Source organism: Erwinia aphidicola (assembly GCF_014773485.1).
GTDB lineage: Bacteria > Pseudomonadota > Gammaproteobacteria > Enterobacterales > Enterobacteriaceae > Erwinia > Erwinia aphidicola.
Genome location: NZ_JACXBP010000003.1, coordinates 59,300 through 84,229, shown reverse-complemented (window position 1 = coordinate 84,229; position 24,930 = coordinate 59,300). Strand labels below are relative to the sequence as shown.

General features: G+C 54.6%; 23 protein-coding genes and 1 other annotated feature. Of the genes, 9 read left to right on the top strand and 14 right to left on the bottom strand.

All coding sequences use genetic code 11. From position 1 onward, the window contains the following. Positions 1-5 precede the first annotated feature (5 nt). From ID864_RS07790 to wzzB, 5 genes are all read left to right on the top strand, one after another. A complete protein-coding gene (locus ID864_RS07790; RefSeq protein WP_191149676.1) occupies positions 6-779 on the top strand; it encodes a glycosyltransferase in 774 nt (257 codons plus the stop codon). After that, positions 776-2,170 carry a mannose-1-phosphate guanylyltransferase/mannose-6-phosphate isomerase gene (locus ID864_RS07785; RefSeq protein WP_191149675.1) on the top strand — a complete coding sequence of 465 codons (1,395 nt, stop codon included), beginning with the start codon at positions 776-778 and terminating at the stop codon, positions 2,168-2,170. Before ID864_RS07790 ends, ID864_RS07785 begins: the two co-directional genes overlap by 4 nt. 5 nt (positions 2,171-2,175) lie before the next feature. Then, positions 2,176-3,546 (top strand): phosphohexomutase domain-containing protein, encoded by a 1,371-nt coding sequence (locus ID864_RS07780; protein ID WP_191149791.1) that lies wholly within the window; start codon positions 2,176-2,178, stop codon positions 3,544-3,546. A 132-nt stretch (positions 3,547-3,678) separates the two neighbouring features. Next, complete coding sequence (gndA, locus tag ID864_RS07775; RefSeq protein WP_191149674.1) at positions 3,679-5,085, top strand: NADP-dependent phosphogluconate dehydrogenase; 1,407 nt, start codon at positions 3,679-3,681, stop codon at positions 5,083-5,085. A gap of 147 nt (positions 5,086-5,232) precedes the next feature. Beyond that, positions 5,233-6,246, top strand: a complete 1,014-nt coding sequence (wzzB, locus tag ID864_RS07770) for an LPS O-antigen chain length determinant protein WzzB (RefSeq protein WP_191149673.1) — start codon at positions 5,233-5,235, stop codon at positions 6,244-6,246. Positions 6,247-6,313: 67 nt separating this feature from the next. On the opposite strand, the gene hisIE is transcribed toward wzzB, so the two are convergent. The 9 genes from hisIE to hisL form a co-directional block, all read right to left on the bottom strand. Further along, positions 6,314-6,925 carry a bifunctional phosphoribosyl-AMP cyclohydrolase/phosphoribosyl-ATP diphosphatase HisIE gene (hisIE, locus tag ID864_RS07765; protein ID WP_191149672.1) on the bottom strand — a complete coding sequence of 204 codons (612 nt, stop codon included), beginning with the start codon at positions 6,923-6,925 and terminating at the stop codon, positions 6,314-6,316. After that, positions 6,919-7,695 (bottom strand): imidazole glycerol phosphate synthase subunit HisF, encoded by a 777-nt coding sequence (gene hisF / locus ID864_RS07760; RefSeq protein ID WP_062818170.1) that lies wholly within the window; start codon positions 7,693-7,695, stop codon positions 6,919-6,921. The genes hisIE and hisF overlap by 7 nt, the downstream gene beginning before the upstream one ends. Beyond that, the gene (gene hisA / locus ID864_RS07755; protein ID WP_191149671.1) at positions 7,677-8,414 is read right to left on the bottom strand and encodes a 1-(5-phosphoribosyl)-5-[(5-phosphoribosylamino)methylideneamino]imidazole-4-carboxamide isomerase; all 738 of its coding nucleotides are present in this window, start codon (positions 8,412-8,414) and stop codon (positions 7,677-7,679) included. The genes hisF and hisA overlap by 19 nt, the downstream gene beginning before the upstream one ends. A 3-nt stretch (positions 8,415-8,417) precedes the next feature. After that, positions 8,418-9,008: an imidazole glycerol phosphate synthase subunit HisH gene (gene hisH, locus ID864_RS07750; RefSeq protein ID WP_048915598.1), complete on the bottom strand. Its 591-nt coding sequence runs from the start codon at positions 9,006-9,008 to the stop codon at positions 8,418-8,420. Further along, positions 9,008-10,072 (bottom strand): bifunctional histidinol-phosphatase/imidazoleglycerol-phosphate dehydratase HisB, encoded by a 1,065-nt coding sequence (hisB, locus tag ID864_RS07745; RefSeq protein WP_048915599.1) that lies wholly within the window; start codon positions 10,070-10,072, stop codon positions 9,008-9,010. The genes hisH and hisB overlap by 1 nt, the downstream gene beginning before the upstream one ends. Further along, positions 10,069-11,160, bottom strand: a complete 1,092-nt coding sequence (hisC, locus tag ID864_RS07740; RefSeq protein ID WP_048915600.1) for a histidinol-phosphate transaminase — start codon at positions 11,158-11,160, stop codon at positions 10,069-10,071. Before hisC ends, hisB begins: the two co-directional genes overlap by 4 nt. Next, positions 11,157-12,464, bottom strand: a complete 1,308-nt coding sequence (gene hisD, locus ID864_RS07735) for a histidinol dehydrogenase (protein WP_191149670.1) — start codon at positions 12,462-12,464, stop codon at positions 11,157-11,159. The genes hisC and hisD overlap by 4 nt, the downstream gene beginning before the upstream one ends. A 4-nt stretch (positions 12,465-12,468) precedes the next feature. Next, complete coding sequence (gene hisG, locus ID864_RS07730; RefSeq protein ID WP_048915602.1) at positions 12,469-13,368, bottom strand: ATP phosphoribosyltransferase; 900 nt, start codon at positions 13,366-13,368, stop codon at positions 12,469-12,471. Between the two features lie 65 nt (positions 13,369-13,433). Then, positions 13,434-13,556: a sequence feature (His leader region), on the bottom strand. Then, the gene (hisL, locus tag ID864_RS07725; protein ID WP_100396937.1) at positions 13,532-13,579 is read right to left on the bottom strand and encodes a his operon leader peptide; all 48 of its coding nucleotides are present in this window, start codon (positions 13,577-13,579) and stop codon (positions 13,532-13,534) included. It overlaps the preceding feature by 25 nt. Before the next feature lie 178 nt (positions 13,580-13,757). Between hisL and ID864_RS07720 the strand changes: the two genes are divergently transcribed. Then, on the top strand, positions 13,758-14,588 hold the full coding sequence (locus ID864_RS07720; RefSeq protein ID WP_099754650.1) for an SDR family oxidoreductase: 831 nt from the start codon (positions 13,758-13,760) through the stop codon (positions 14,586-14,588). Positions 14,589-14,802: 214 nt separating this feature from the next. Here the strand turns inward: ID864_RS07720 and ID864_RS07715 are convergent, their stop codons facing one another. The 3 genes from ID864_RS07715 to puuD are packed head-to-tail and all read right to left on the bottom strand — an operon-like array spanning position 14,803 to position 17,411. Further along, on the bottom strand, positions 14,803-16,080 hold the full coding sequence (locus ID864_RS07715; RefSeq protein WP_191149669.1) for an NAD(P)/FAD-dependent oxidoreductase: 1,278 nt from the start codon (positions 16,078-16,080) through the stop codon (positions 14,803-14,805). Between the two features lie 12 nt (positions 16,081-16,092). Further along, a complete protein-coding gene (gene puuR / locus ID864_RS07710) occupies positions 16,093-16,650 on the bottom strand; it encodes an HTH-type transcriptional regulator PuuR (protein ID WP_048915605.1) in 558 nt (185 codons plus the stop codon). Beyond that, positions 16,647-17,411, bottom strand: coding sequence for a gamma-glutamyl-gamma-aminobutyrate hydrolase (gene puuD / locus ID864_RS07705; RefSeq protein ID WP_191149668.1), 765 nt, complete (start codon positions 17,409-17,411; stop codon positions 16,647-16,649). The genes puuR and puuD overlap by 4 nt, the downstream gene beginning before the upstream one ends. 228 nt (positions 17,412-17,639) lie before the next feature. On the opposite strand from puuD, the gene ID864_RS07700 reads away from it, so the two are divergent. Both ID864_RS07700 and ID864_RS07695 read left to right on the top strand, forming a co-directional pair. Continuing rightward, positions 17,640-19,058, top strand: coding sequence for a glutamine synthetase family protein (locus ID864_RS07700; RefSeq protein ID WP_180276787.1), 1,419 nt, complete (start codon positions 17,640-17,642; stop codon positions 19,056-19,058). A 456-nt stretch (positions 19,059-19,514) separates the two neighbouring features. Continuing rightward, positions 19,515-20,882: an APC family permease gene (locus ID864_RS07695; protein WP_048915608.1), complete on the top strand. Its 1,368-nt coding sequence runs from the start codon at positions 19,515-19,517 to the stop codon at positions 20,880-20,882. A 62-nt stretch (positions 20,883-20,944) separates the two neighbouring features. Here the strand turns inward: ID864_RS07695 and sbcB are convergent, their stop codons facing one another. Together sbcB and lysM are read right to left on the bottom strand one after the other, a co-directional pair. Continuing rightward, positions 20,945-22,372 carry an exodeoxyribonuclease I gene (gene sbcB, locus ID864_RS07690; protein WP_048915609.1) on the bottom strand — a complete coding sequence of 476 codons (1,428 nt, stop codon included), beginning with the start codon at positions 22,370-22,372 and terminating at the stop codon, positions 20,945-20,947. 220 nt (positions 22,373-22,592) lie between these two features. Beyond that, positions 22,593-23,033, bottom strand: coding sequence for a peptidoglycan-binding protein LysM (gene lysM, locus ID864_RS07685; protein WP_048915610.1), 441 nt, complete (start codon positions 23,031-23,033; stop codon positions 22,593-22,595). Between the two features lie 572 nt (positions 23,034-23,605). Here lysM and dacD point away from each other — a divergent pair. Continuing rightward, positions 23,606-24,787 (top strand): serine-type D-Ala-D-Ala carboxypeptidase DacD, encoded by a 1,182-nt coding sequence (dacD, locus tag ID864_RS07680; protein WP_099753279.1) that lies wholly within the window; start codon positions 23,606-23,608, stop codon positions 24,785-24,787. The last annotated feature ends 143 nt before the right edge of the window (positions 24,788-24,930 follow it).

Genomic DNA, 24,930 nt, shown 5'->3' with positions numbered 1-24,930 from the left:
ACGCCATGAATATTTATATTAGTGTTGTGTCGCACGGTCATGCTGAGCTTATTAAGGAAATCAACTGTCTGCCAGAACTCGCAAAGCATTGCCAGGTTGTTGTAAAAAGTAACAAGCCGGTTGACTCTCTGGCTTTAAATGACTGGTGCCTTTCAAATAACATCCATCTTATATCTGAATTTTATGGTATTGGTTTTGGTGCTAATAACAATATTGTATATCATTATTGCGAAACTGCACTAGACATGAAGGAAGATGATTACTTCATTGTGCTTAATCCTGATTTGTCAATCTCCGCAGAGCAAGTCCTACTGCTAACTCAGTACATGCAGGTTGATAATGTAAAGTTTGGCGCAATAAACCTATTCAAAGATGCAGAGATGACGCTATACGATAATTCAGTCAGACAATTCCCAACTTTAAAGGATTTTATCAAGTCTTTCATCTTTAGAGTGAATGACTGCATTATTGATAAGTCGCAGATTTCGACTCCGTCAAAGGTAGATTGGACTGCAGGCTCTTTTATGGCAATAAATTCTGGGTTATATAAGACACTGGATGGTTTTGACGAAAGATATTTTATGTATTGTGAAGATATAGATATATGCTACCGTTCATCATTATCTGGTGCGCCGGTCGTTTACTATCCTCATGTTAGGGCAGTACATTTGGCTAAGCATGCAAATAGAAGTTTTTTTTCACGCCATTTCATCTGGCATTTGACCAGTGCATTCAGATTTCTTGTTTTCAAATTCAATAATAAGTTGCCTAAAAAATGATTATTCCTGTAATTATGGCTGGTGGTAGCGGCAGTCGTCTATGGCCGCTGTCGCGTGCGCTGTTCCCAAAACAATTTCTATCATTGTTTTCAGAAAAGAGTTTACTACAGGATACTTTACTGAGGAGTTATAATTTAGCGCCCAGTCATCCTATTATTATTTGTAATAATGAACATCGATTTTTGGTGAAAGAGCAGTTATTAGAAGTCGGTATCAACGATGCTGAAATCGTACTTGAGCCTTCAGCAAGGAATACCGCACCTGCCATCGCCTTGGCTGCATTTAGTGCAATGGAACGCTCGGAAGATGCAGTTATATTAGTCATGCCATCAGACCATTTAATTGGTGATAACGAAATATTTTCTCAGAAATGTCATATTGCTTATGACTCTGCAATGAATGGGAAGTTAGTCACTTTTGGAATAGAAGCAACAGCGCCCGAGACTGGCTATGGCTATATTAGCGCTGGTGACGAATTAGAGCCAGGAGTATTCGCGGTCAAAAATTTTTTTGAAAAACCGGATATAGCATTAGCACATTCTTATATCTCAAGTGGAGATTACACTTGGAATAGTGGCATTTTTTTATTTAAAGCTAGCACCTATCTTTCTGAGTTGAAAAAATATCGTCTGGATATCTGGCAAACTTGTCAGGAGGCCTTCGCGCAGTCCTGGCGGGATCTTGATTTTATACGTCTGCCTACTGAACTATTTTCTTCTTGCCCAGCTGAATCAATCGACTATGCGGTGATGGAAAGAACAGATAATGCTGTTGTAATTCCAGTGAACTTTGCTTGGAGTGACATTGGTTCATGGTCAGCACTTTGGGATATGACACCTAAAAACGATTGTGGCAACGTCATTCATGGTGATATATATACCTATGACTCTCATAATAACTACTTGTCTGCACAGGACAAGTTTGTAGCCTGTATAGGCATTGATAATGCAGTTATTGTTGAGACTAGAGATGCGGTTCTAATTGCCGACAAAGATCGAGTTCAGGACGTAAAAAAAGTTGTAGAATATTTAAACGTAAATCATCGTGTAGAGAGTCAAAGCCATCATAAACAGTATCGACCCTGGGGAAATCATGAAACTCTTTCCACAGGTGCTCGTTACAGCGTTAAACATCTTATTGTTAAGCCAGGTGAGCGAAGTGCTTCTCAGATACATTATCACCGCTCAGAACACTGGATTGTAGTTTCTGGTACTGCCTGTGTAGTTCGTGGAGAAGAAACGTTTATTTTGTCAGAAAATCAGTCAACTTACATACCAATAGGCGTACCACACTATTTTGAGAATCCAGGTAAGATCACGCTAGAAATTATTGAGGTGCAGACGGGTTCTTATCTAGCAGAAAATGATGTATTGAGGAACAGCGAAAAATGAATGATGTGGTCAAGCTCAATTGTTTCAAATCTTACGATATTCGCGGACGTTTAAACGAAGAGCTTAACGAAGATATCGCCTGGCGTATAGGGCGTGCATTTGCTGCGTTGTTTAAACCTGTAACTGTGGTTGTCGGTGGTGATTCACGATTGACAAGCAAAAGCTTGAAAGCATCATTGACACGTGGGCTGCTGGAGTCAGGTGTTAACGTTATCGACATCGGTCTCTCAGGAACTGAAGAGATTTATTTTGCTACCGCCTGGTTGAATATTGATGGTGGAATTCAGGTGACAGCCAGCCATAATCCAATCGATTATAACGGTATGAAGATAGTACGTGGTGGCGCGCGTCCCTTAAGCGGTGATAAAGAACTACGAGAATTGCAGAAATGTGTAGAAGAGAATAATTTTCCGCATTTAAAAAATATTAACCCCGGGAACTATTCACAACGCTGCCTCAAAAATGAATATGTAAGTCATCTACTTTCATTTATAACTGGCGAAAATCTAAAGCCACTAAAATTAGTTATCAATTCAGGTAATGGTGCTGCTGGTCCAGTAATTGATGAAATAGAAAATCGATTCAATGATATTGGTGCGCCTATTGAAATTATTAAAGTCCATCATAATCCAGACGGCACTTTCCCAAATGGCATTCCTAATCCTTTATTACCTGAGTGCCGACATTTCACGCGGAATGCAGTCATTAATCATGAAGCCGATATTGGGATTGCTTTTGACGGGGATTTTGATCGTTGCTTTCTCTTTGATGAAAAAGGGAACTTTATTGAAGGGTATTATATTGTTGGTTTGCTCGCCGCCGCTTTTCTAAAAAAACAACCTGGTTCCGTAATTATTCATGATCCACGCTTAACCTGGAATACTCAGGAAGTTGTTAAAATGTCCGGAGGACGCTCACTTCAATCTCAAACAGGCCACGTCTTCATGAAGGAAATGATGCGTATTGAGGATGCTGTTTATGGCGGTGAAATGAGCGCTCATCACTATTTTCGCGATTTCTTTTACTGTGATAGTGGAATGATTCCATGGTTGCTAGTAATAGAATTACTCTCTCTCAGTAATTGTAATTTATCAGATTTAGTTGCCAATTTTATTAATAGTTACCCCTCTTCTGGTGAGGTAAATATACGTCTTAAAAATCCCTCCGATGCAATCGAGAAAGTAAAAGCAGTATATTCGCCGCTGGCTTTGTATATTGATAACAGTGATGGACTTTCTATTGAGTTTAAAGAATGGCGTTTCAATTTAAGGATTTCCAACACAGAGTCGTTGTTAAGGCTGAATGTTGAATCTAGAGGCAATAAGCCACTCATGGATATCAAAACTCATGAAATACTTAGTATTTTGAAGGGCTAACTAGCTGTTTTTTTCTACAAAATTATCTATCGCACCAATCACTACCCTCACCCCCTAAACCTGAGTTAACATGTTCAGAACATTGACCGCAGTCACAGAACTGCTGGTTTTCTCACCTAGACAGGAGTAGGTATGTCCAAGCAACAGATCGGCGTTGTAGGTATGGCTGTGATGGGCCGTAATCTGGCACTCAACATTGAGAGCCGTGGCTACACAGTTTCTATCTTCAACCGCTCGCGTGAAAAAACCGATGAAGTCGTGGCAGAGAACCCTGGTAAGAAGCTGGTTCCGCACTACAGCATCGAAGAGTTTGTTGACTCTCTGGAAAAACCTCGTCGTATCCTTCTGATGGTGCAGGCCGGTGAAGCCACCGACAAAACCATCGCCTCCCTGACTCCGCACCTCGATAAAGGTGACATCCTGATTGATGGTGGTAACACCTTCTATAAAGACACCATTCGCCGCAATCGCGAACTGTCTGAGCAGGGCTTCAACTTCATCGGTACCGGCGTTTCAGGTGGTGAAGAGGGCGCTCTGAAAGGCCCTTCCATCATGCCTGGTGGTCAGAAAGAAGCTTATGAACTGGTTGCGCCAATCCTGACCGAGATCGCGGCAGTTGCAGAAGGTGAAGCCTGCGTCGCTTACATGGGTCCGGACGGTGCGGGTCACTATGTGAAAATGGTGCATAACGGTATCGAATACGGCGACATGCAGCTGATTGCAGAAGCCTATTCCCTGCTGAAAGGCGCGCTGAACCTGAGCAACGAAGAGCTGGCTAAGACCTTCAGCGAGTGGAACGAAGGCGAGCTGAGCAGCTACCTGATCGACATCACCAAAGATATCTTCACCAAGAAAGATGAAGAAGGTAACTACCTGGTTGATGTGATTCTGGATGAAGCAGCGAATAAAGGCACCGGTAAGTGGACCAGCCAGAGCTCTCTGGATCTCGGCGAACCGCTGTCACTGATCACCGAATCGGTATTTGCCCGTTACCTCTCTTCCCTCAAAACCCAGCGCGTTGCGGCTTCCAAAGTACTGAGCGGTCCGAAAGTTCAGGCTGTGAGCGGTGATAAAGCGGAGTTCGTTGAGAAGGTGCGTCGCGCCCTGTATCTGGGTAAAATCGTCTCTTACGCTCAGGGCTTCTCCCAGCTGAAAGCGGCGTCTACCGAGAACAACTGGAACCTGCACTACGGTGAGATTGCTAAGATCTTCCGTGCCGGCTGTATCATCCGTGCCCAGTTCCTGCAGAAAATCACCGATGCCTATGCTGAAGATGCTGACATCGCGAACCTGCTGCTGGCGCCGTACTTCAAGAACATCGCGGATGAGTATCAGCAGGCGCTGCGTGACGTGGTGGCTTATGCCGTGCAGAACGGTATCCCAACGCCGACCTTCTCTGCGGCTATCGCCTACTATGACAGCTACCGTTCAGCGGTACTGCCAGCTAACCTGATCCAGGCTCAGCGTGACTACTTCGGTGCGCACACTTACAAGCGCACTGATAAAGAGGGTGTGTTCCACACCGAGTGGCTCGACTAACTTCCCCTCTAACCTCCCGCAATGCGGGAGGTTTCTTACCTCGTTTTAAGAATCTATCCATAGCGTTTCCCGCCAAACTCCTCTACATTTAGTCAGCTATCGCCTGAGTTTTATCTTATTTTCTTTTGCGCAGAGTTTACTGACTATATGAACCCCGATAATAAAAATGTTGAGCTGTCCCCGCGTCACCAGAACTTTTCCAACACAGCCGATGAAATCGATTTACTGGAAATTATTGCTCAGCTATGGAACGGCAAAAAAACCATCATCATCAGCGTGATTGTTGCTATGGTGCTGGCAGGCATTTACCTGTTTGTCGCGAAAGAAAAATGGACCTCCACCGCGATTGTTGCCACCCCAACGTCAGGGATGATTGCAAACTACAACGCTTCTCTCAGCGTGCTGTATACGCAAACCCCGGCAGACAAACCTTCGCTTCCCGATCTGCAAAACCAGTTCTTTGGCCGATTTGGCGCATCCATGTATGCCCTGTCCTCTGCGCTGCAAAATCTGGAAGAGCCCCAGATGCTGAAAGTGGATCAGGTGGTGAAGGGCAGCAATGACCAGCTCAGCATCGCTTACACCGCACCTACCGCGAAGGATGCGCAGGCGCAGCTGACCAAGTATATCGAACAGGTCAACGATAAAATCGTCGACGGCTACACCGCCGATCTCAGGCGTACGCTTGGGGTAAAAACCAATGAGCTTTCCAGCGCGCTGGATACGCAGAAGCAGGTGGCGATTGATAAACAGCATCAGCGTATGGATGCCATCAAACAGGCGCTGACGATTGCAGAAGCCTCCGGGGTGAAGAGCACGCAGCTGAATCAGGCGGAGTATCTCTCTGACGATACCCTCTACCTGCTGGGTACCAGCGCACTACAGTCAATGATTCAGAATGAGGCGACTAAACCGTTAATTTACGATCAATCCTACTATGATACGCAGAGCGCTTTGCTGGCCGTGACACATATGAAAATCGACCTGTCGCATCTGCAGTCTTACCGCTACATCGCTACCGCCGATTTGCCTATCCGCCGCGATAGCCCGAAAAAGACGCTGGTGATGCTGCTGGCAATTATTCTTGGTGGGGTAGTGGGTTCAGCGATAGTGATTGGCCGCAATGTCAGCGCCAGCTATCGCTTGCGAAAAAGCAGCTAACTCTCAAATATCTAACAGAAGGCCGGGAATTCCCGGCCTTTTTTATTGACGTCAGAACTGCGGCAGCCTACTTATGGCGCTGGCGCAGGTTCTCAATTACCGTCGACAGGTTAAGATCCTGGTCCTGCAGCAGCACCAGAAGATGATAGACCAGGTCCGACGCTTCGTTGGTCAGCTCGTGGCGATCGTTGACGGTGGCGGCCAGCGCAACCTCAACGCCTTCCTCACCGACTTTCTGCGCAATACGCTTAGTGCCGCTGGCATACAGGCTGGCGGTATAGGAGCTTTTTGGGTCGGCGTGCTTGCGCTCTGCCAGCACCTGCTCCAGCTGATAGAGGAATGTCCAGTCACAAGCGGCAGGTGAGAAGCAGCTGGAGGTGCCAAGGTGGCAGGTCGGGCCAACCGGGTTGGCCAGCACCAGCAGCGTGTCGTTATCACAGTCAGGGGTGATGCTGACCACGTTAAGGAAGTGCTCAGAGCTTTCCCCCTTGGTCCACAGGCGCTGTTTGGTGCGCGACCAGAAGGTCACCTTACCCGTTGCCAGCGTCTTATCCAGCGCTTGCTGGTTCATATAGCCGTGCATCAGCACTTCGCCAGAAACGGCGTGCTGGACTATGGCCGGCATCATACCGTCGGTTTTTACCCAGTCCAGCTGGGCGAGCTGTTGTTCTGTTAACACACGCGAATCTCCACACCTTTTTCAATCAGGAACGTTTTCAGTTCGCCGATATTAATAATCTGTTTATGGAACACCGAGGCGGCCAGCGCGCCATCAACGTCCGCATCCCGGAAGGCTTGATGGAAATGTTCCATGGTGCCCGCGCCGCCGGAGGCAATCAGCGGCACCTTACAGCGCGCGCGCACCTTTTGCAGCTGCACCAGGTCGTAGCCGTTACGCACCCCGTCCTGGTTCATCATGTTGAGGACGATCTCGCCTGCGCCGCGCTTCTGCACTTCGTCCACCCAGTCGAGGGTTTCCCAGGTGGTCACTTTGGTGCGGCTCTCATCGCCGGTGTACTGGTTAACGTGGTATTTGCCGCTTTCGCTGTCATACCAGGTATCGATGCCCACCACGATGCACTGCACGCCAAAGCGATCCGCCAGGCGGGTGATCAGCTCCGGGTCGGCAAGCGCCGGGGAGTTAATGGAGATCTTATCTGCGCCGTAGGAGAGCAGCAGGGCGGCGTCTTCCACTGACCTGATACCGCCCGCCACGCAGAAGGGGATATCAATCACTTCTGCCACGCGCGAGATCCAGCTTTTGTCCACCACGCGGCCATCGCTGGAGGCGGTGATATCATAAAACACTAGCTCGTCGGCGCCTTCCTGCGCATAGCGCTGCGCCAGCGGAACGATGTCACCGATAATCTCGTGGTTGCGGAACTGTACGCCTTTGACCACCTGGCCGTCACGCACGTCAAGGCAGGGGATTATCCGTTTTGCCAGCATGTAATCGCCTCCGATACGGTAAATTTATCTTCCAGCAGGGCGCGACCGACAATCACCCCCTGTGCGCCGCAGCCGCGCAGGGCCGCAATATCATCCAGCGAGCCGATGCCGCCGGAGGACTGGAAGGCAATCTGCGGATAGCGCGCGGAGACTTCACGATACAGCGCAACATTAGAGCCGCTCAGCGTGCCATCGCGGGAAATATCGGTGCACAGCACGTGCTTCAGGCCGAACGGCAGAAACTGTTCGATCACTTCTTCCAGCGTGATGCCGCTGGCTTCCTGCCAGCCGCTGATCGCCACTTCTTTGCGGTTATCCGCGTCAATGCGCACGTCCAGCGCCAGTACAATCGCTTCCGCGCCGTACTGCTTAAACCACTGCTGCACCTCTTGCGGCTGTTTCACCGCGGTAGAACCTACTACCACGCGCGTGGCGCCAGCTTTGAGCAGGGCTTCCACATCGTCTTTAGTGCGAATGCCGCCGCCAACCTGCACCGGCACGGATACGCCTGCCAGCAGCTTGGTAAGCAGGGGGATCTGGCGCGCAGCCGGATCTTTCGCACCGGTCAGGTCAACCAGGTGCAGCACTTCCGCGCCCTGGGCCTGATAATCCTGCAGGCGCGGCAGCGGATCGCTCCCATAATCGCGCTGCTGGCCGTAATCGCCCTGATGCAGGCGTACTACCTTGCCATCAATTAAATCTAACGCCGGGATAATCATCCGTTACATCTCCAGGAAATTTTTCAACAGCTGCGCGCCAGCGGCACCGGAACGCTCGGGGTGGAACTGTACGCCGAAGAAGTTATCTTTTTGCACCGCTGCGGTAAACGCTGCGCCGTAGTGACACTGCGCAATGGTGAATTCATTCACCGGCATGGCGTAGCCGTGCACAAAGTAGAAGTAGGCGCCGTCGTCGATGCCGCGAAACAGATGGTTGCCCGCCTGCGAGGCAATCTGGTTCCAGCCCATATGCGGCAGCGGCAGGCCGAGATCCTGCATACGCTCAACCGGGTGTTCAATAATATTCAGCGTAGAGATGCCGCCGCTCTCGTCGCTCTGTGAGCCGAGCAGCTGCATGCCGAGGCAGATACCCAGCACGGGCTGGGTACAGGCTTTGATCAGCTCAATCAGCTCGCGCTCGCGCAGCTGGTCCATCGCCGCCTGCGCGGTGCCGACGCCCGGCAAAAACAGCTTGTCGGCATTAAGTACGATATCGGCTTCCTTACTGACATGCGGCTGGTAGCCAAGGCGCTGCACCGCCCACTTCACTGAAGAGAGGTTGGCGCAGCCGGTATCGAGGATCACCACATCCATCACAGCACTCCTTTCGAGCTTGGCAGGGTATTGCCTTCCACGCGGATCGCCTGGCGCAGCGTGCGGCCAAAGGCTTTAAACAGGCTTTCAACGCGGTGATGGTCGTTTTTACCTTTGGTGCGCAGGTGCAGGGTGCTGGCCATGGTGTAAGAGAGCGAGCTGAAGAAGTGTTCGACCATCTCGGTGCTCAGGTCCCCCACGCGCTGATAGCTGAACTCCGCTTTATATTCAAGGTGCGGGCGGCCGGAGATATCCAGCGCGCAGCGTGCCAGGCACTCGTCCATTGGCAGGACAAAGCCGAAACGGCCGATGCCGCGTTTGTCGCCCAGCGCTTTCAGCAGCGCTTCGCCCAGCGCCAGGCCGGTATCTTCTACGGTGTGATGGTCATCAATGTACAGGTCGCCCTTCACATCAATGTTCATACGGAAGCCGCCGTGGGTGGAGATCTGGTCAAGCATATGATCGAAGAAGCCAACGCCGGTGTTGATTTTGCTCTCGCCTTCGCGGTCCAGCCACACTTCGACTTTAATCTGCGTCTCTTTGGTGTTGCGCTGCACCAGCGCATAGCGGTCGCGTTTGGTTAGCTGCTGTTCGATAGCCTTCCAGTTAAGGTCCTTTCCGTACAGCAGGCCGGTAATGCCCATATTCTGCGCCAGCTGCACGTCGGTGGCACGGTCGCCAATCACATAGCTGTTGGCGGTGTCAATTGCCCCTTCGGCCAGCCAGGCTTCCACCATTTTGGTTTTCGGCTTGCGGCAGTCGCAGTTATCTTCCGGCAGATGCGGGCAGATCAGAATATCGTCGAACTTCACGCCCTGGGAGCTGAGGATCTGCATCATCAGGTTATGCGGGCCGTCGAAATCCGCCTGCGGGAAGCTGCGGGTGCCCAGACCATCCTGATTGGTGATCATCACCAGCTGATAGCCCGCCTTTTGTAACGACAGCAGGGCCGGGATCACGTCCGGCTCGAAGGCCAGTTTGTCCATGCGGTCGACCTGATAATCTTCCGGCGGCTCAGAAATAAGGGTGCCATCGCGATCGATAAAGAGGACTTTCTGACTCATGCTTGCTCCTGAGAAACGGGGGTACCGGGTAATGATTTCAATGCGGCAACGGCGCGCTGGCACTCTTCACGGGTGCCGATAGAGATGCGCAGGCAGCCGGCCAGGCCGGGCTGCTTATTCTGGTCACGCAGAATAATGCCCTGGTCCCACAGCGTTTTAAAGACCTGACTGGAAGCGGTAAAGCGCGCCAGAATATAGTTGGTGTCACTCTCATAGACCTGCTCAACGCAGTCGAGGCTGCGCAGGTCGGCTATCAACTGTTCGCGGGTGGCGATGAGCTCGGCAACGTGCTGGCGCATCAGGGCGATACCCTGGTCGCTTAAGGCCTGACCGGCGATATCGGCGACAGGAGTAGAGAGCGGATAAGGCGCGATCACCTTCATCAGCAGCGCGATCACCTCTGCGCTGGCGAGGGTGAAACCGCAGCGCAGCCCGGCGAGCGCGAAGGCTTTCGACAGCGTGCGCAGAATAACCAGGTGCGGGTAATCCTTCAGCCAGCCAGCGAGTGACGCCTGCGGGCAGAACTCGATATAGGCTTCATCCGCCACCACCAGCGCTTTGCCCTGGGTCATCTCCAGTAGCTGACGCAGATCGTCCGGGTTGATGAGGTTACCGGTTGGGTTGTTTGGGCTGCAAACGTACACCAGCTTGACGCCGTCCAGCTGGTCGGCAATCGCAGGCAGGTTCAACTGCCAGTCCTCGCCTGCTTCCACCGTGCGATATTCAATGCCGATGGTTTCCGCGCTGACACTGTACATACCGTAAGTCGGCGGGCAGAACAGTACCGCGTCCTGGCCAGGCTCGCAGAAGGCGCGCATCAGCAGTTCGATGCCTTCATCCGCGCCGCGGCTCACCAATACCTGCTCAGGCGTCAGTCCGGCATAGGCGGCGTAGCGTTCAATCACCAACTTTGGCTGGCACTCCGGGTAGCGGTTCAGCGTCTGCTGGCTGAGCTCAAACGGCACGGCCAGCGGATATTCATTGGCGTTCAGCCACACGTCGCCGTTACCGCCAAGGCGGCGCGCCGACTGGTAAGGGGTGAGGGCGCGCACGTTGGCGCGAGCCAGGTCTTGAATTGTGCTGCTCATGGCTTCTCCTTCAGTGCAGCCACGCGCAGGGTGACGGCATTTTTGTGGGCGGTTAACTGTTCGGCCGCGGCCAGCGTCTCAATGGTTGCCGCCAGCCCCATAAAGCCGGCAGGCGTCAGCTCCTGCACCGTCATGCGCTTCTGGAAATCAGCCAGCCCCAGGCTTGAGCAGGTGGCGGTATAGCCATAGGTCGGCAGCACGTGGTTGGTGCCGGAGGCATAGTCGCCAGCGGATTCCGGTGACCAGTCACCAAGAAATACCGAACCGGCGCTGGTAATGCTGTCGACCAGATCCCGTGCGCGGCGCGTCTGAATAATCAGGTGCTCCGGTCCGTAGCGGTTGCTGATCTCGACGCACTGCTGAAGATCGCGTGCCACAATCAGGCGGCTGCTCTCCAGCGCCTTAGCCGCGGTGGCGGCGCGTGGCAGTTCTGCCAGCTGGCGCTCGACGGCCTGCGCCACCGCTTCTGCCATCGTGAGGGAAGGGGTCAGCAGGATCACCTGTGAATCAGGACCGTGCTCTGCCTGTGACAGCAGGTCGGAAGCGACGAAGTCAGGCGTGGCGCCCTCATCGGCAATCACCAGCACTTCGGAAGGCCCTGCCGGCATATCAATTGCTGCACCGTCCAGGCGCTGGCTGACCTGGCGCTTGGCCTCGGTCACATACGCATTGCCCGGGCCAAAGATTTTGTCGACCTTCGGTACTGATTCAGTGCCGAGGGCGAGGGCGGCAATCGCCTGCGCCCCGCCAACCTGAAACACTTCCTGCACGCCGCACAGCTTAGCGGCATAGAGAATTTCATCGGCAATCGGCGGTGGCGAGCACAGCACCACGCGGCCACATCCGGCGATGCGTGCCGGGGTTGCCAGCATCAGCACGGTGGAGAAGAGCGGGGCAGAACCGCCGGGAATATAGAGCCCGACAGAGGCCACCGGGCGCGTAATCTGCTGGCAGCGCACGCCCGGCTGCGTTTCAATATCAACCGCTGGCAGCATCTGCGCCACGTGGAATTTATCGATGTTGGCGACCGCGACGGCCATCGCCTGTTTGATCTCATCACCCAGTCGCGCGCAGGCATCGGCAATCTGCTGCTCGCTGACGCGCAGGGCATCCACCTGAGTTTTATCGAAGGTCGCGCTGTAGTAGCGCAGCGCGTCATCGCCCTCGGCTTTTACCTTTTCAAGAATGCCACGCACGGTGGCAGTAATGCTTTCAGAGGCAGAGATCGCCGGGCGCATCAGCAGCGCCTGCTGCTCTTCCGCGCTGCACTGCTGCCAGCTAATGGGGGTCATCAGGGTCGCCATCGAATTACTCCATCATCTTCTCAATGGGCAGCACCAGAATCGAGCTGGCACCCAGGGCTTTGAGTTTTTCCATGGTTTCCCAGAACAGCGTTTCGCTGCTGACCATGTGCATCGCCACGCGGCTCTTATCACCCGCCAGCGGCAGTACGGTAGGGCGCTCGGCCCCCGGCAGCAGGGCAATGATGTCTTCCAGACGTTCGCCCGGCGCGTGCAGCATGATGTACTTCGATTCACGCGCCTGGATCACGCCCTGAATACGCGTCATTAGTTTGTCGATCAGCTCCTGCTTGGCAGCCGGCATTTCGCCATCGCGCTGGATCAGGCAGGCCTTCGAGCGGTAAATGACTTCCACTTCGCGCAGACCGTTGGCTTCCAGCGTGGCGCCGGTTGACACCAGGTCACAGATGGCATCGGCCAGACCGGCGCGCGGAGCCACTTCAACAGAACCGTTCAGCAGGCAGGATTTGAAGCTGACGCCCTGCTTGTCGAGGTACTTTTTCAGCAGGTGCGGGTAAGAGGTGGCAATGCGGGAGTTTTGCAAACACTGCGGGCCGGTATATTCGTCATCAACCGACATCGCCAGCGACAGGCGGCAGCCGCCGAAGTCCAGACGGCGCAGGGTGAAATAGCGCGGGTCTTCGCCCTGAGCACGACGGGTCAGCAGCTCTTCTTCCAGCACGTTTTCACCAATGATGCCGAGGTCAACCACACCATCCATCACCAGGCCCGGGATATCGTCATCGCGCACGCGCAGAATATCAATCGGCATGTTCTCGGCAAACGCGATCAGGCGCTGCTGCTGCAGATTGATTTTGATGCCGCAGCGCGCGAGCAATTCGCGTGATTCATCGCTTAAACGGCCTGATTTCTGCATAGCTATGCGTAAACGGGTGTTATCTAACATCGGGGATAATCCTCTTTTCCTGTCTGCTTAAGTTCACTATGCCAGCGTTTCAATTTCATCGGGCCAAAAAAAAGCCCCCGGAAGGCGATCTTCCGGGGGCTGATTTCGCGTTCTGCACCACTGGAAGATCCTGATCGTCTTCCAGCACACATCGCCTGAAAGACTAGTCAGGGTGATGGTGATGATGGTGATTGAACTGAACGCGTGTCATAAAATTCTCTTGGATGAATGGATATTCATATCGTGACAAATAACCTAACCAGAATGGACGCGTGGCGCAACCCTTTTTTGTCAATGTTGAAAGATTCTCTTATCAACGGGCAGTTGTCACTGACTTCAGGCTGGCGTAGCCTGAAACTCTGACGGTGTGAGTTCAAAGGAGTAAAGGGATGAAAAAAGTTGCGATAGTCGGGCTGGGGTGGCTGGGCATGCCGCTGGCCATGTCGCTGACGGCGGCTGGCTGGCAGGTGACCGGCACTAAAACCACGCAGGACGGGGTAGCGGCGGCACGGATGAGCGGTATCGACAGCTATCTGCTGGAGCTGACGCCGGAGCTCATCTGCGAGTCTGAAGACCTGGAGTCTCTGCTCAGCCATGTAGATGCTCTGGTGATAACGTTACCGGCCAGCAGAACCGCGTCAGGCGGTGAGAGCTATCAGTTGGCAGTACAGCAGCTGGTGGACAGCGCGCTGGCCTTCAGCGTGCCGCGCATAATATTTACCAGCTCCACTTCTGTGTACGGCGACAGCGTAGGTAATACCAAAGAGAGTACGCCGCTTGAGCCGGTGAGCGTTGCCGGGCGCACCTTACAGGATTTGGAGAGCTGGCTTCATAATCTGCCTAATACCTCGGTGGATATTTTGCGCCTCGCCGGGCTGGTAGGGCCAAACCGCCATCCGGGGCGTTTCCTCGCCGGAAAAACGGGGCTGGCGAACGGGTCACAGGGCGTAAACCTGGTGCATCTGGAAGATGTGATCGAGGCGATTACGCTGCTGCTGCAAACGCCGAAGGGCGGACATATTTACAACCTCAGTGCCGCGCAGCATCCGGCGCGAGCGCAGTTTTATCCGCAGGTGGCACGCCAGCTGGGGCTGCAACCTCCCACCTTCCTCGCGGATGACAGCGGTAACAGCGGCAAGCTGATCGACGGCAGTAAAATTTGCCGCGAACTGGGCTTTGAGTACCGTTACCCCGACCCGAACAAGATGCCGTTAGCGTGAAATAACGGGCTGACCCTGAAACAACGGGCTGACCCTAAAACAACGGGCTGACCGAAAAAGAGGGTCAGCCCCTACCGGCGAGTTGCCACAAAACCGTAGGGGTCGATCTTCTTTTCCGATCGACCCATAAACTTCCAGGTTACCAGCGAGTTGCCACTAAAACCGTAGGGGGCGATCTTCTTTTCCGATCGCCCCATAACCTTCCAGGTTGCGCCTATACCCCCAGCCTGTCGCGCAACGCATACCACGCGGCACCCATTGCGGTTAACGGCACGCGCAGCCGCCGTCCGCCCGGGAAGGGCAGGTGCGGCAGCCTGGCAAAGGCATCAAAGCGCTCTGCGTCGCCGCGCATCGCCTCCGCAATCAGCTTCCCGGCCAGGTGGGTGCAGGTCACGCCGTGCCCGCTGTCACCCTGCATATAGTAAACGCCGTTCTCCAGCCGTCCGAACTGCGGCATGCGCGACAGGGTCAACAGAAAATTGCCGCTCCACGCAAAGTCAAATTTTACCCCTGCCAGCTGCGGGAAGGTTTTCAGCAGCTTCGGGCGGATCAGGGCATCAATATCGCCCGGATCGCGCGCGCCGTAGATGACCCCGCCGCCGTACAGCAGGCGGTTATCGGCGGTCAGGCGGAAGTAGTCCAGCAGGTAGTTACAGTCCTCGACGCAGCAGTTGTTCGGCAGCAGCGACAGCGCCTGGTCCGCAGAGAGCGGCTCGGTGGCGACAATCTGCGAGCCGCAGGGCAGGCTTTTGTTCGCCAGCCGGGGTTCCAGATGCGGGGCCAGATAGGCATTGCCGGCAAAAATCACAAAGCGGGCTTTCACTTCGCCCTGCTCCGTGCGGATCAGATGCGGGTTACCGTAGTTCACCGCGGTGACCGCCGAGTTCTCATAGATGCGCCCGCCGTGGCGACGAATGGCTTCGGCTTCACCCAGCGCCAGATTGAGCGGGTGAATATGGCCGCCGCGCTTGTCCAACAGGCCACCGACATAGCGATCGCTGCCCACTTCCCGGCGAATACCGGTCTGGTCGAGCAGTTCAAGGTCATAATTGCCGTAGCGCTGCCACAGCTTGTGCTGCCTGCTGAGGTGCTGCATTTGTCGGTTGTTTAACGCGGCAAAAATACCGCCGGGCCGGTAATCACAACGGATGGCGTAGCGGTCGATGCGGTCACGGATAATCGCTGCCCCCTCGAACATCATGCTGCCGAGCAGGCGCGCGGTCTCTTTGCCGTAGCGCTGCTCAATCACATCAACGTCGCGACTGTAGGAGTTCACCACCTGGCCGCCGTTGCGCCCGCTGGCGCCAAACCCGACGCGCGCGGCTTCCAGCAGCACCACGTCGTATCCCGCCTCGGTGAGAAACAGCGCGGACGACAGCCCGGTAAAGCCGCCGCCAATCACGCAAACATCGCACTCTATTGCCCCTTCGAGCCGTAGCCAGGGATCGTGTGCATTGGTGGTTGCCGAATAGTAGCTGTTGATATGTTCCATGCAGTCTCCCTGTTAAAACGTGGCCGGCGTATGTGCGCTGATAATGCGGCAGGGCCGGGTCGACGTATTGGTAAAGCTGTGCGGCTGGCTGGTATTAATCACGTAGCTCTGCCCGGCGCGCAGCGGGTAACTCTGACCGCTGATGGTCAGGATGATCTCCCCCTCCAGTAGCGTGCCGGTCTCTTCGCCCTGATGACGAATTTTTTCACCGGTGGTCGCGCCGGGTTCATAGGTCTCCAGCAGCATCGCCAGCGTGCGCTGCGGATTACCGTTGTGGATTAGCCGCAGTGAAACGCCCTGGCTGCCAATATCGATCAGCTCGTGCGCATCGATCACCACTTTCGGCGGCTCATCCTGCACCTTCTCGGCAAAAAATTCGGACAGCGACAGGCCATAAACCTTCAGCAGTTTCTGCAGGGTGCTGACGGCCGGGCTGACCTTGTCCTGCTCAATGGTGCTGATGGCGCTGTGCGTCAGGCCGGAAAGCTCGGCGACGCGCCGCTGAGACAGGCCCATCTGCTGGCGGATCTCCGCCAGGCGCCTTCCCGGTGCCAGCAGGGTCTCGCTCACAGCCGCGATCCTTTCTGAAACTGCTGGCAGGCGTGAATAAACCCATCAAACAGCTGGCGCGAGAGCGCGGAGCTGTCGCTGTGCCATTCCGGGTGCCACTGCACCGCCAGTGCGAAGGGATGCTGGCGATGGCTGACGGCTTCGATTAAACCATCTGCGGCACGCGCTTCGACCCGCAGCGCGCTGCCCGTTTCGCGAATGCCCTGACCATGCAGCGAGTTGACCCAAAACGTCTCAGCGTAATTGACCAGTGGGGCCAGCAGCCCGCCGGGTTCCAGCCACACCTCGTGAGCCGGAGCGTACTGCTCATCCAGCGTTTGCGCTTCATCCTCCCGGTGTTCCTGCAGGCCGGGGATCTGATGCAGCTGGCGGTGCAGCTTACCGCCGGTAGCGACCACCAGCTCCTGCAGGCCACGGCAGATCGCCAGCAGCGGCAGCTGCTGCTCCAGAGCATAATCTATCAGCGCAAAAGAGAGACGGTCGCGCCCCGGATCGGCCAGCGGCTCGTTCCCCGGCTCGCCGTAGTGATGCGGTTCGATATTGCTCGGGCTGCCGGTAAGCAGAATGCCGTCGAGGACAGCCATAGCATTTTCTAATAGATGAGGGGCCGACATCAGGCCGTGGGGCAGGGCGAATGGCACACCGCCAGCGCCGAGCACCGCTTCCAGATATTTGTTATGCACCATCTGCGTGGGGTGCCCGCCAATTTCTGTCTGACACATCACTACGCCAATCAAAGGCTTGTCAAAAATAATGCCCATTCACCCCCCGTCATACTGTTAAAAATATCAGCCGGTATCGCGCAAAATGGCGCAAAAGTGTGCAATATATTTTCAATCTAGCAATCAGTTGGTGAATATTCAAACGCAATGCGGGCAAAAATAAAGCTGTCAGTAACATTTGCACACTTTTTATGTTGACGCTATGTTAAGGGAGTGGCCGTTATTTTGAGCGGGCGCCGACTACATAAACCTCATGCGGGCAGGTGCATCATGACTAATATCGTCGAAGTAGAAGACTTCACGCGGCACAGTGAAGAGAAACGAACCAGCGCGTTCCGGAATGAAGTGAAAGCTTATCTGGAACGCCATCCTGAAACTCAGTACGTCGATATTCTGCTTAATGATTTAAACGGTGTTTTTCGCGGTAAGCGCATCCCCATCGCCAGCCTGCTCAAGCTCGACAAAGGCTGCTACTTCCCGGCTTCGGTGTTCGCCATGGACATTCTGGGCAATACAGTGGAAGAGGCGGGGCTCGGTCAGGCGCTGGGCGAGCCTGATAATATCTGCATGCCGGTTGAAGGCACCCTTATCCCCTCTGCGGCTGACCCGCAACATCTGGCACAGCTCCTGCTGACCATGTGTAATCAAGATGGCACTCCCTTTGACGTTGAACCCCGTAATGTCCTCAATCAGCTGTGGCAACAGCTGCGCAATCGAGGACTGTTCCCGGTGGTAGCGGTAGAGCTGGAGTTCTATCTGGTCGACAAGCAGCGCGATGCAGAGGGCTATATCCAGCCGCCGTGCTCGCCGGGAAGCGACGAGCGCAATATGCAAAGCCAGGTTTACTCCGTCGATAATCTTGACCACTTCTCTGACGTGCTGCGGGATATTGACTCGATTGCCCGTCAGCAGGGCATCCCCGCCGACGGGGCGCTGGCAGAGGCTTCGCCAGGCCAGTTTGAGATTAACCTGCACCACACCCGCAACGTGCTAAACGCCTGCGACCATGCGGTGCAGCTGAAACGCCTGGTGCGCCAGGTGGCCGAGCAGCACGGCATGAACGCCACCTTTATGGCGAAGCCGTATGAGGAGTACGCGGGCAGCGGCATGCACGTGCATATCAGCATGCTGGATGCCGCCGACCACAATGCCTTTGCCTGCGATGACGGCAGCGACTCGCCGCTGCTGAAGCGTGCGCTGGCTGGGATGATCGACCTGATGCCCGCCTCGATGGCGCTACTGGCCCCTAACGTCAATGCCTACCGCCGCTTCCTGCCGGATGCCTTCGTTCCGCTTCAGGCTTCCTGGGGGCACAACAACCGCACCGTCGCGCTGCGCATTCCCTGTGGTGATAGCGATAATCATCGCGTGGAGTATCGCGTGGCGGGGGCCGATGCCAATCCTTATCTGGTGATGGCGGCGATTCTCGCCGGTATCCTGCACGGCATCGATAATCAGCTGCCGCTGCCGCCCGCGGTAAAAGGTAACGGCCACCAGGCCGAAGGTAACCCACTGCCGATCCGTCAGAGCGATGCGCTCTACGAGTTTGAGCAGAATCATGCCCTGCAGAAACTGTTAGGGAAGCGCTTCGGCTTTGTCTGGCACAGCTGCAAGCATCACGAACTGATGCACTTTGAGCGCCTGATTACCGCCACCGAAATCGACTGGATGCTGAAAAACGCCTAAGTGCCGCAGGGGGCGAGCAGGCCTTAGCCGCTCTTTTCGGCAAAAAAATGGCATTAAACGTCTCTGACGCTTGTCATACTGCTTTGTTATGGTGCAAAATATGCGCCTTGCAATTTGCAACATAAAACCGACGCTGGATTTACCCCGGCGGCGGTATTTTTTTATCTGTATGCAAAGCGCAGGACTTTCGCATTCTAATGAGGCCGGTCCAGAACCGGATGGATATACGCTTTTAAAAACACGGTGACGTGTACATTGAGGAAACAAACATGGGGCAACATCTTCTTACTCCGGTATCGGCTGGGATTCGCCAGCGCGATGACTACGGCGCCACAGCAGGTTACACCATCACTCCTGCCTGTCGTTCCATGAATCCTCTTTCGAAAAGCTCTCGCATAATGCGAAGTTTCCCTGTGGTTCAACCCAGAAAGGTTGACGCTATGGGGAGGCTGAACCATGTCGCATAGTACCGCTACTCCAGCCGCACAGCCGCGTGCACATCTGAAAAAAACGCTGACGTTACTGCCTGTTGTTATGATGGGTCTGGCTTATATGCAGCCGATGACACTGTTCGATACTTTCGGCATTGTTTCCGGCCTGACTGACGGCCACGTCGCGACCGCATACGCATTCGCGCTGATTGCTATTCTGTTTACCGCGCTGAGCTACGGCCAGCTGGTGCGCCGTTTCCCGTCTGCGGGTTCGGCCTATACCTATGCGCAGAAAGCCATCAGTCCGCACGTCGGCTTTATGGTCGGCTGGTCTTCGCTGCTTGATTATCTGTTTATGCCGATGATCAACATTCTGCTGGCGAAAATTTACTGGGAAGCTTTGGTTCCCGGCATTCCATCATGGATCTTTGTGGTACTGCTGGTGGGCTTTATGACGCTCTCCAACCTCAAAGGCATCAAAACCGTGGCCAACTTTAACAGCGTGATCGTGGTGCTGCAGGTGGCGGTGATGGTGGTTATCATGGGGATGGTGGTGTATGGCGTGGCGCACGGCGAAGGTGCCGGGACGCTGGTCAGCAGTAAACCATTCTGGTCTGAGAATGCTCATGTGGTGCCGATGATCACCGGGGCGACGATACTCTGCTTCTCGTTCCTTGGCTTTGACGGTATCAGCTCACTGTCGGAAGAGACCAAAGACGCAGAGCGCGTGATCCCGAAAGCGATTTTCCTTACCGCACTGATTGGCGGCGTGATCTTTGTCGTAGTCTCCTATTTCCTGCAGCTGTACTTCCCGGATATCTCACGCTTCAAAGATCCGGACGCGTCGCAGCCGGAAATCATGCTGTACGTGGCGGGTAAAGCCTTCCAGTTCGGCATCCTGATCTTCTCCTGCGTCACCGTGCTGGCATCCGGCATGGCAGCCCATGCGGGCGTGTCGCGTCTGATGTACGTGATGGGCCGTGACGGCGTGTTCCCGGAGCGTTTCTTCGGCTATATCCATCCGAAGTGGCGCACCCCGGCGCTGAACGTGCTGCTGGTTGGCGCGATTGCCCTGTCGTCGATCACCTTCGACCTGGTGACCGCAACGGCGCTGATTAACTTCGGTGCGCTGGTGGCGTTTACCTTCGTTAACCTGTCGGTGATCTCGCAGTTCTGGATCCGTGAGAAGCGCAATAAGACTCTGAAAGACAACTTCAAGTTCCTGATCCTGCCGCTGCTTGGCGCACTGACCGTAGGTGCTCTGTGGGCGAACCTGGAAGAGAGCTCGATGGTGCTGGGGCTGGTGTGGGCCGCAATCGGCCTGGTCTACCTGGCGTTCGTTACCCGCAGCTTCCGTAACCCGGTGCCGCAGTGGAGCGAAGAAGGGCTATAATTCTCGATGATATGATCGTAGGGGTCAGGCATGCCTGACCCTGGGCGAGGTTTACCTCGCCCCTACGACACCAGCTCTCGCGCATACTCGAACAACGCCTTCAGCTGATCCAGCTTCTCCTGCTCCCCTTCGTACTGATTAAACAGCATCTCCAGCTCCTGCACATAGCTTTGCACCCGTTCAGGGTTCAGCATCTCACGGCGATGCTGCAGCCAGCGCTTTTGCTCGGCGTCATCCAGCGTGCCGAAGAAGTTGCGCGCGCGGTAGCGGAACAGCAGCTTTTCAATACGCGCATCGTTGAAGGTCAGATCGAGCGCCGGCAGATTTTCCGCGGCAGTCTGGCGAATAATATTCATCGCGTTGCGATCGGCATCGCTGAAAAAGCCGTTGTAGATCTGCGCATCGACATCTTCCGACGGGGTAAAGGGTTCGGCTTCCGCAAACAGCGCCACCACTTTTTCACGCACTTCCGGATGCTGACGCAGCAGGGCGAGATTATCCAGGCAGCGCTGGCGGTCAATGCCGATGCGCTCGGCATCTTCCGGGCGCAGGGTATTCGCCGGGGCAACCACCGGGCATTTGTTGATATGCACCAGTTTAAGCGGTACCGGGGAGGCATCCCCCAGCTCGTCGCGGCGGGTGTACAGGCGTTCGCGCAGCGCATCGGCGTCCAGCTCCAGCAGCGGCGACATATCACCGCCGAGATCGCAGGTTATCAGCGCATTGCGGTTTTCCGGGTGCCAGGCAAGCGGGGCGATCCAGCTGGTATTACCGCGCGCTGCGCCAAACATGCCGGAAATATGCACCAGCGGTTTCATCTGCGGAATATCGACCAGCGCGGTGATCTTCTGCTTATTGCGGTGGCTGAACAGGAAGTCATACAGGCGCGGCTGCTTCTCTTTGACCAGCCTGGCCATGGCAATGGTGGCATAAACGTCCGACATAGCATCATGGGCGTTGTCATGGGCCACGCCGTTGGCTTTGGTCAGGTGCTCAAGGCGGAAGCTGGGGAAGCCATCCTCATTTTCCGGCCACGCAATCCCGTCCGGGCGCAGGGCATAGCAGGCGCGCATCACGTCCAGCAGGTCCCAGCGGCTGTTACCGTGCTGCCAGCTCCACGCGTAAGGGTCGTAAAAGTTGCGATAAAACAGGTTACGGCTGACTTCGTCGTCAAAACGCACGTTGTTGTACCCCACCACGCAGGTGTTTGGCTCACTGAACAGCTGATGAATACGGCGGGTGAACTCCACTTCCGGCACCCCACGGGCGCGGGCAATCTGCGGGGTAATCCCGGTGATCATTACCGCTTCCGGCTGCGGCAGATAGTCATCCGCAGGCTGGCAGTAAAACACCTCCGGCTCGCCAATGATGTTGAAATCCATATCGGTACGGATGCCGGCAAACTGCGCAGGACGGTCCAGCGACGGGCTTTTACCAAAGGTTTCGTAATCGTGAAAAAGGAAGGTGGGCTGGCTGGTGGCGTTTTTCATGATGTTATGGCGGTCCACTTAATAATTAACTTCCTGAAAACGCAGCATTGAGTCTGGCGGGAAAATCCCTCTACCTTCATCCTGAGCTCTCTCCTGAGCGATGCGTTTTAGTGATATGCCTTATGGTAAACCATATCCCCTACAGGCTGAAGCGTCGCAGCAGCGGTGTCAGACGAAAAAAAACCGGCATTTCGCCGGTCAGGTAAGGTCAGGCGCAGGATTACTGCGGTATGCGCAGTTTCTGGCCCGGGTAGATCTTGTCCGGATGGCTCAGCATCGGCTTGTTGGCTTCGAAAATTTTATTGTAGTCGTTGGCGTTGCCATACTCTTTCTTAGCGATAGCACTCAGGGTATCACCGGAAACAACGGTATAGAATCTGGCCTCAACGGCTACCGAGGTGACGGTAATCTTGTCATCTACGCTGCTGATACCCTTCACGTTGCCGGCGGCGACGATGATCTTCTCTTTCTCCTCCTGCGTCAGGCCATCACCGGTAACCACGACCTTGTCACCATTGACCTCAACCTTGACCTTATCAGCACCGGGGATCCCCGATTTTTTCAGGTCATCTTCAATTGCAGTCGCCTGCGCGTGTGCATTGCCGGAGAAGGCCTCGATAATTTTGCTTCCGGCCTCTTTAACGAAATCAAGCAGTCCCATGTCCATAACTCCTGTTAGTGGGTGAGTAGAGCAGCTTAAGTTTAGACGCCCCGGCACGTTTTGCGCAGCAGATGCCCGACCCGGTTAAAATTTTATCGGAAATGAGACCCGACTTTCATCGCTGCCAAAGTCCGGCGGCAGCCCCTGGCGTGCACGAATTTTTTCATCGCGGGTCGGCTTGTGGGTAGCTGATGAGGATGAGTGTTTACCGGGCGGGGTGTTACAGCCGAAACCCTGACAAATGACCGGGCCCTGACGGCTATCAAGGGGGGCTGCGCTATCGGCACAGCCGTTCAGGCAAAGTGCAAGTAAGGCCAAGGGTATTAACTTCATTTTTAATCACGCTCCTGTCATTAAAGTGTCGACGTAAAACTACATCAGGCCGCTGCAATGGTGATATCCAGAAGAGGGCATTTCCCTGTGGAAAAATTTCAGCGCCACACCAGGGGCAGCTCCATCAGCTAATCGGCTGATTTATTCATATTTTCTTGCAATTTATTCGCACAAAATGCCAAAGGATCCCGTACAACATGCGCAGTTTTTTTATCTGTTACCGTATTGAGGATTGAGCGTTGAAAAAGCGTCAGCTTGTAAGTTTAACCGTGGTTATGGCCCTGAGTACCGTAGCCCATGCCGAAAACAACCCGGGCGTTGACGCACTGGCGTTCCCAATGACTTCCCCGGCGATTGATGCCGCTTCCTGGGTGCTGATGGATGCCACTACCGGGCAAATCCTCTCTTCCGGCAACCCGGATGAGCGCCGCAATCCGGCCAGCCTGACCAAGCTGATGACCGGCTATGTGGTTGACCGCGCTATTGATAAAAAGCGGATTAGCCGTGATGACATGGTCACCGTCGGGCAGGATGCCTGGGGAGCAGGCAACCCGGTATTTAAAGGTTCTTCGCTGATGTTCCTCAAGCCGGGGGAGAAGGTCTCGGTGCGCGATTTAAGCCGCGGCGTGATTATCGATTCGGGCAATGATGCCTGCGTGGCGCTTGCCGATTATGTTGCGGGCAGCGAGGCAAACTTTGTCACCATGATGAATCAGTATGTTGAAAAGCTTGGCCTGAGTAATACCCACTTTGAAACCGTTCACGGGCTTGATGCACCGGGCCAGTTCACCACCGCGCGCGACCTGGCGAAGCTGTCACGGGCGATCATCAGCGGCGAGCCGGACTTCTACCAGATGTACAGCGAGAAGTCGCTCACCTGGAACGGCATTACCCAGCAGAACCGCAACGGCCTGCTGTGGGACAAAACCCTGCACGTCGACGGGCTGAAGACCGGCCACACCGAAAGCGCCGGCTTTAATATCATTGCCTCCAGCGTGGACGGTCAGCGCCGCCTTATTGCCGTGGTGATGGGGGGTAAAAGCCCGAAAGGGCGTGAAGAGCAGGCGCGCAAACTGCTGATCTGGGGCCAGAGCAATTTCGATACCGTCCAGCTGTTCCACGCGGGCAAAGAGATTGGCCATGAAAATGTCTGGTACGGCAACCCGCACCGCATTTCTCTGGGCAGTGAAAATGACGTCTATCTTACCCTGCCACGCGATGCAGTGCAGAAGGTCAAAGCCAAGTACGTCATCGACCGCAAGGATCTGGAAGCGCCGATTAAGCTGCACGAGCAGGTCGGCACTATTCAACTGGTTGAGGGCGATAAGCAGCTGGCCAGCTACCCGCTGGTGGCGCTGCAGCCGATAGAAGAGGCAGGCGTTATCACGCGCATTTCAGACTATATCAAGCGCAAGCTGTAAGGCTGATTTTTCCATGGCCGCCTCCCTGCGGCCATGTTATTTAAAAGTTAATAAATTCATCGGCAAGGTAATGGATTATTAACGGGCTGTATCTCCCCGTTAAACTCAATGTTTTCTGCCGTTAACTCGTCATAAATGAGTGA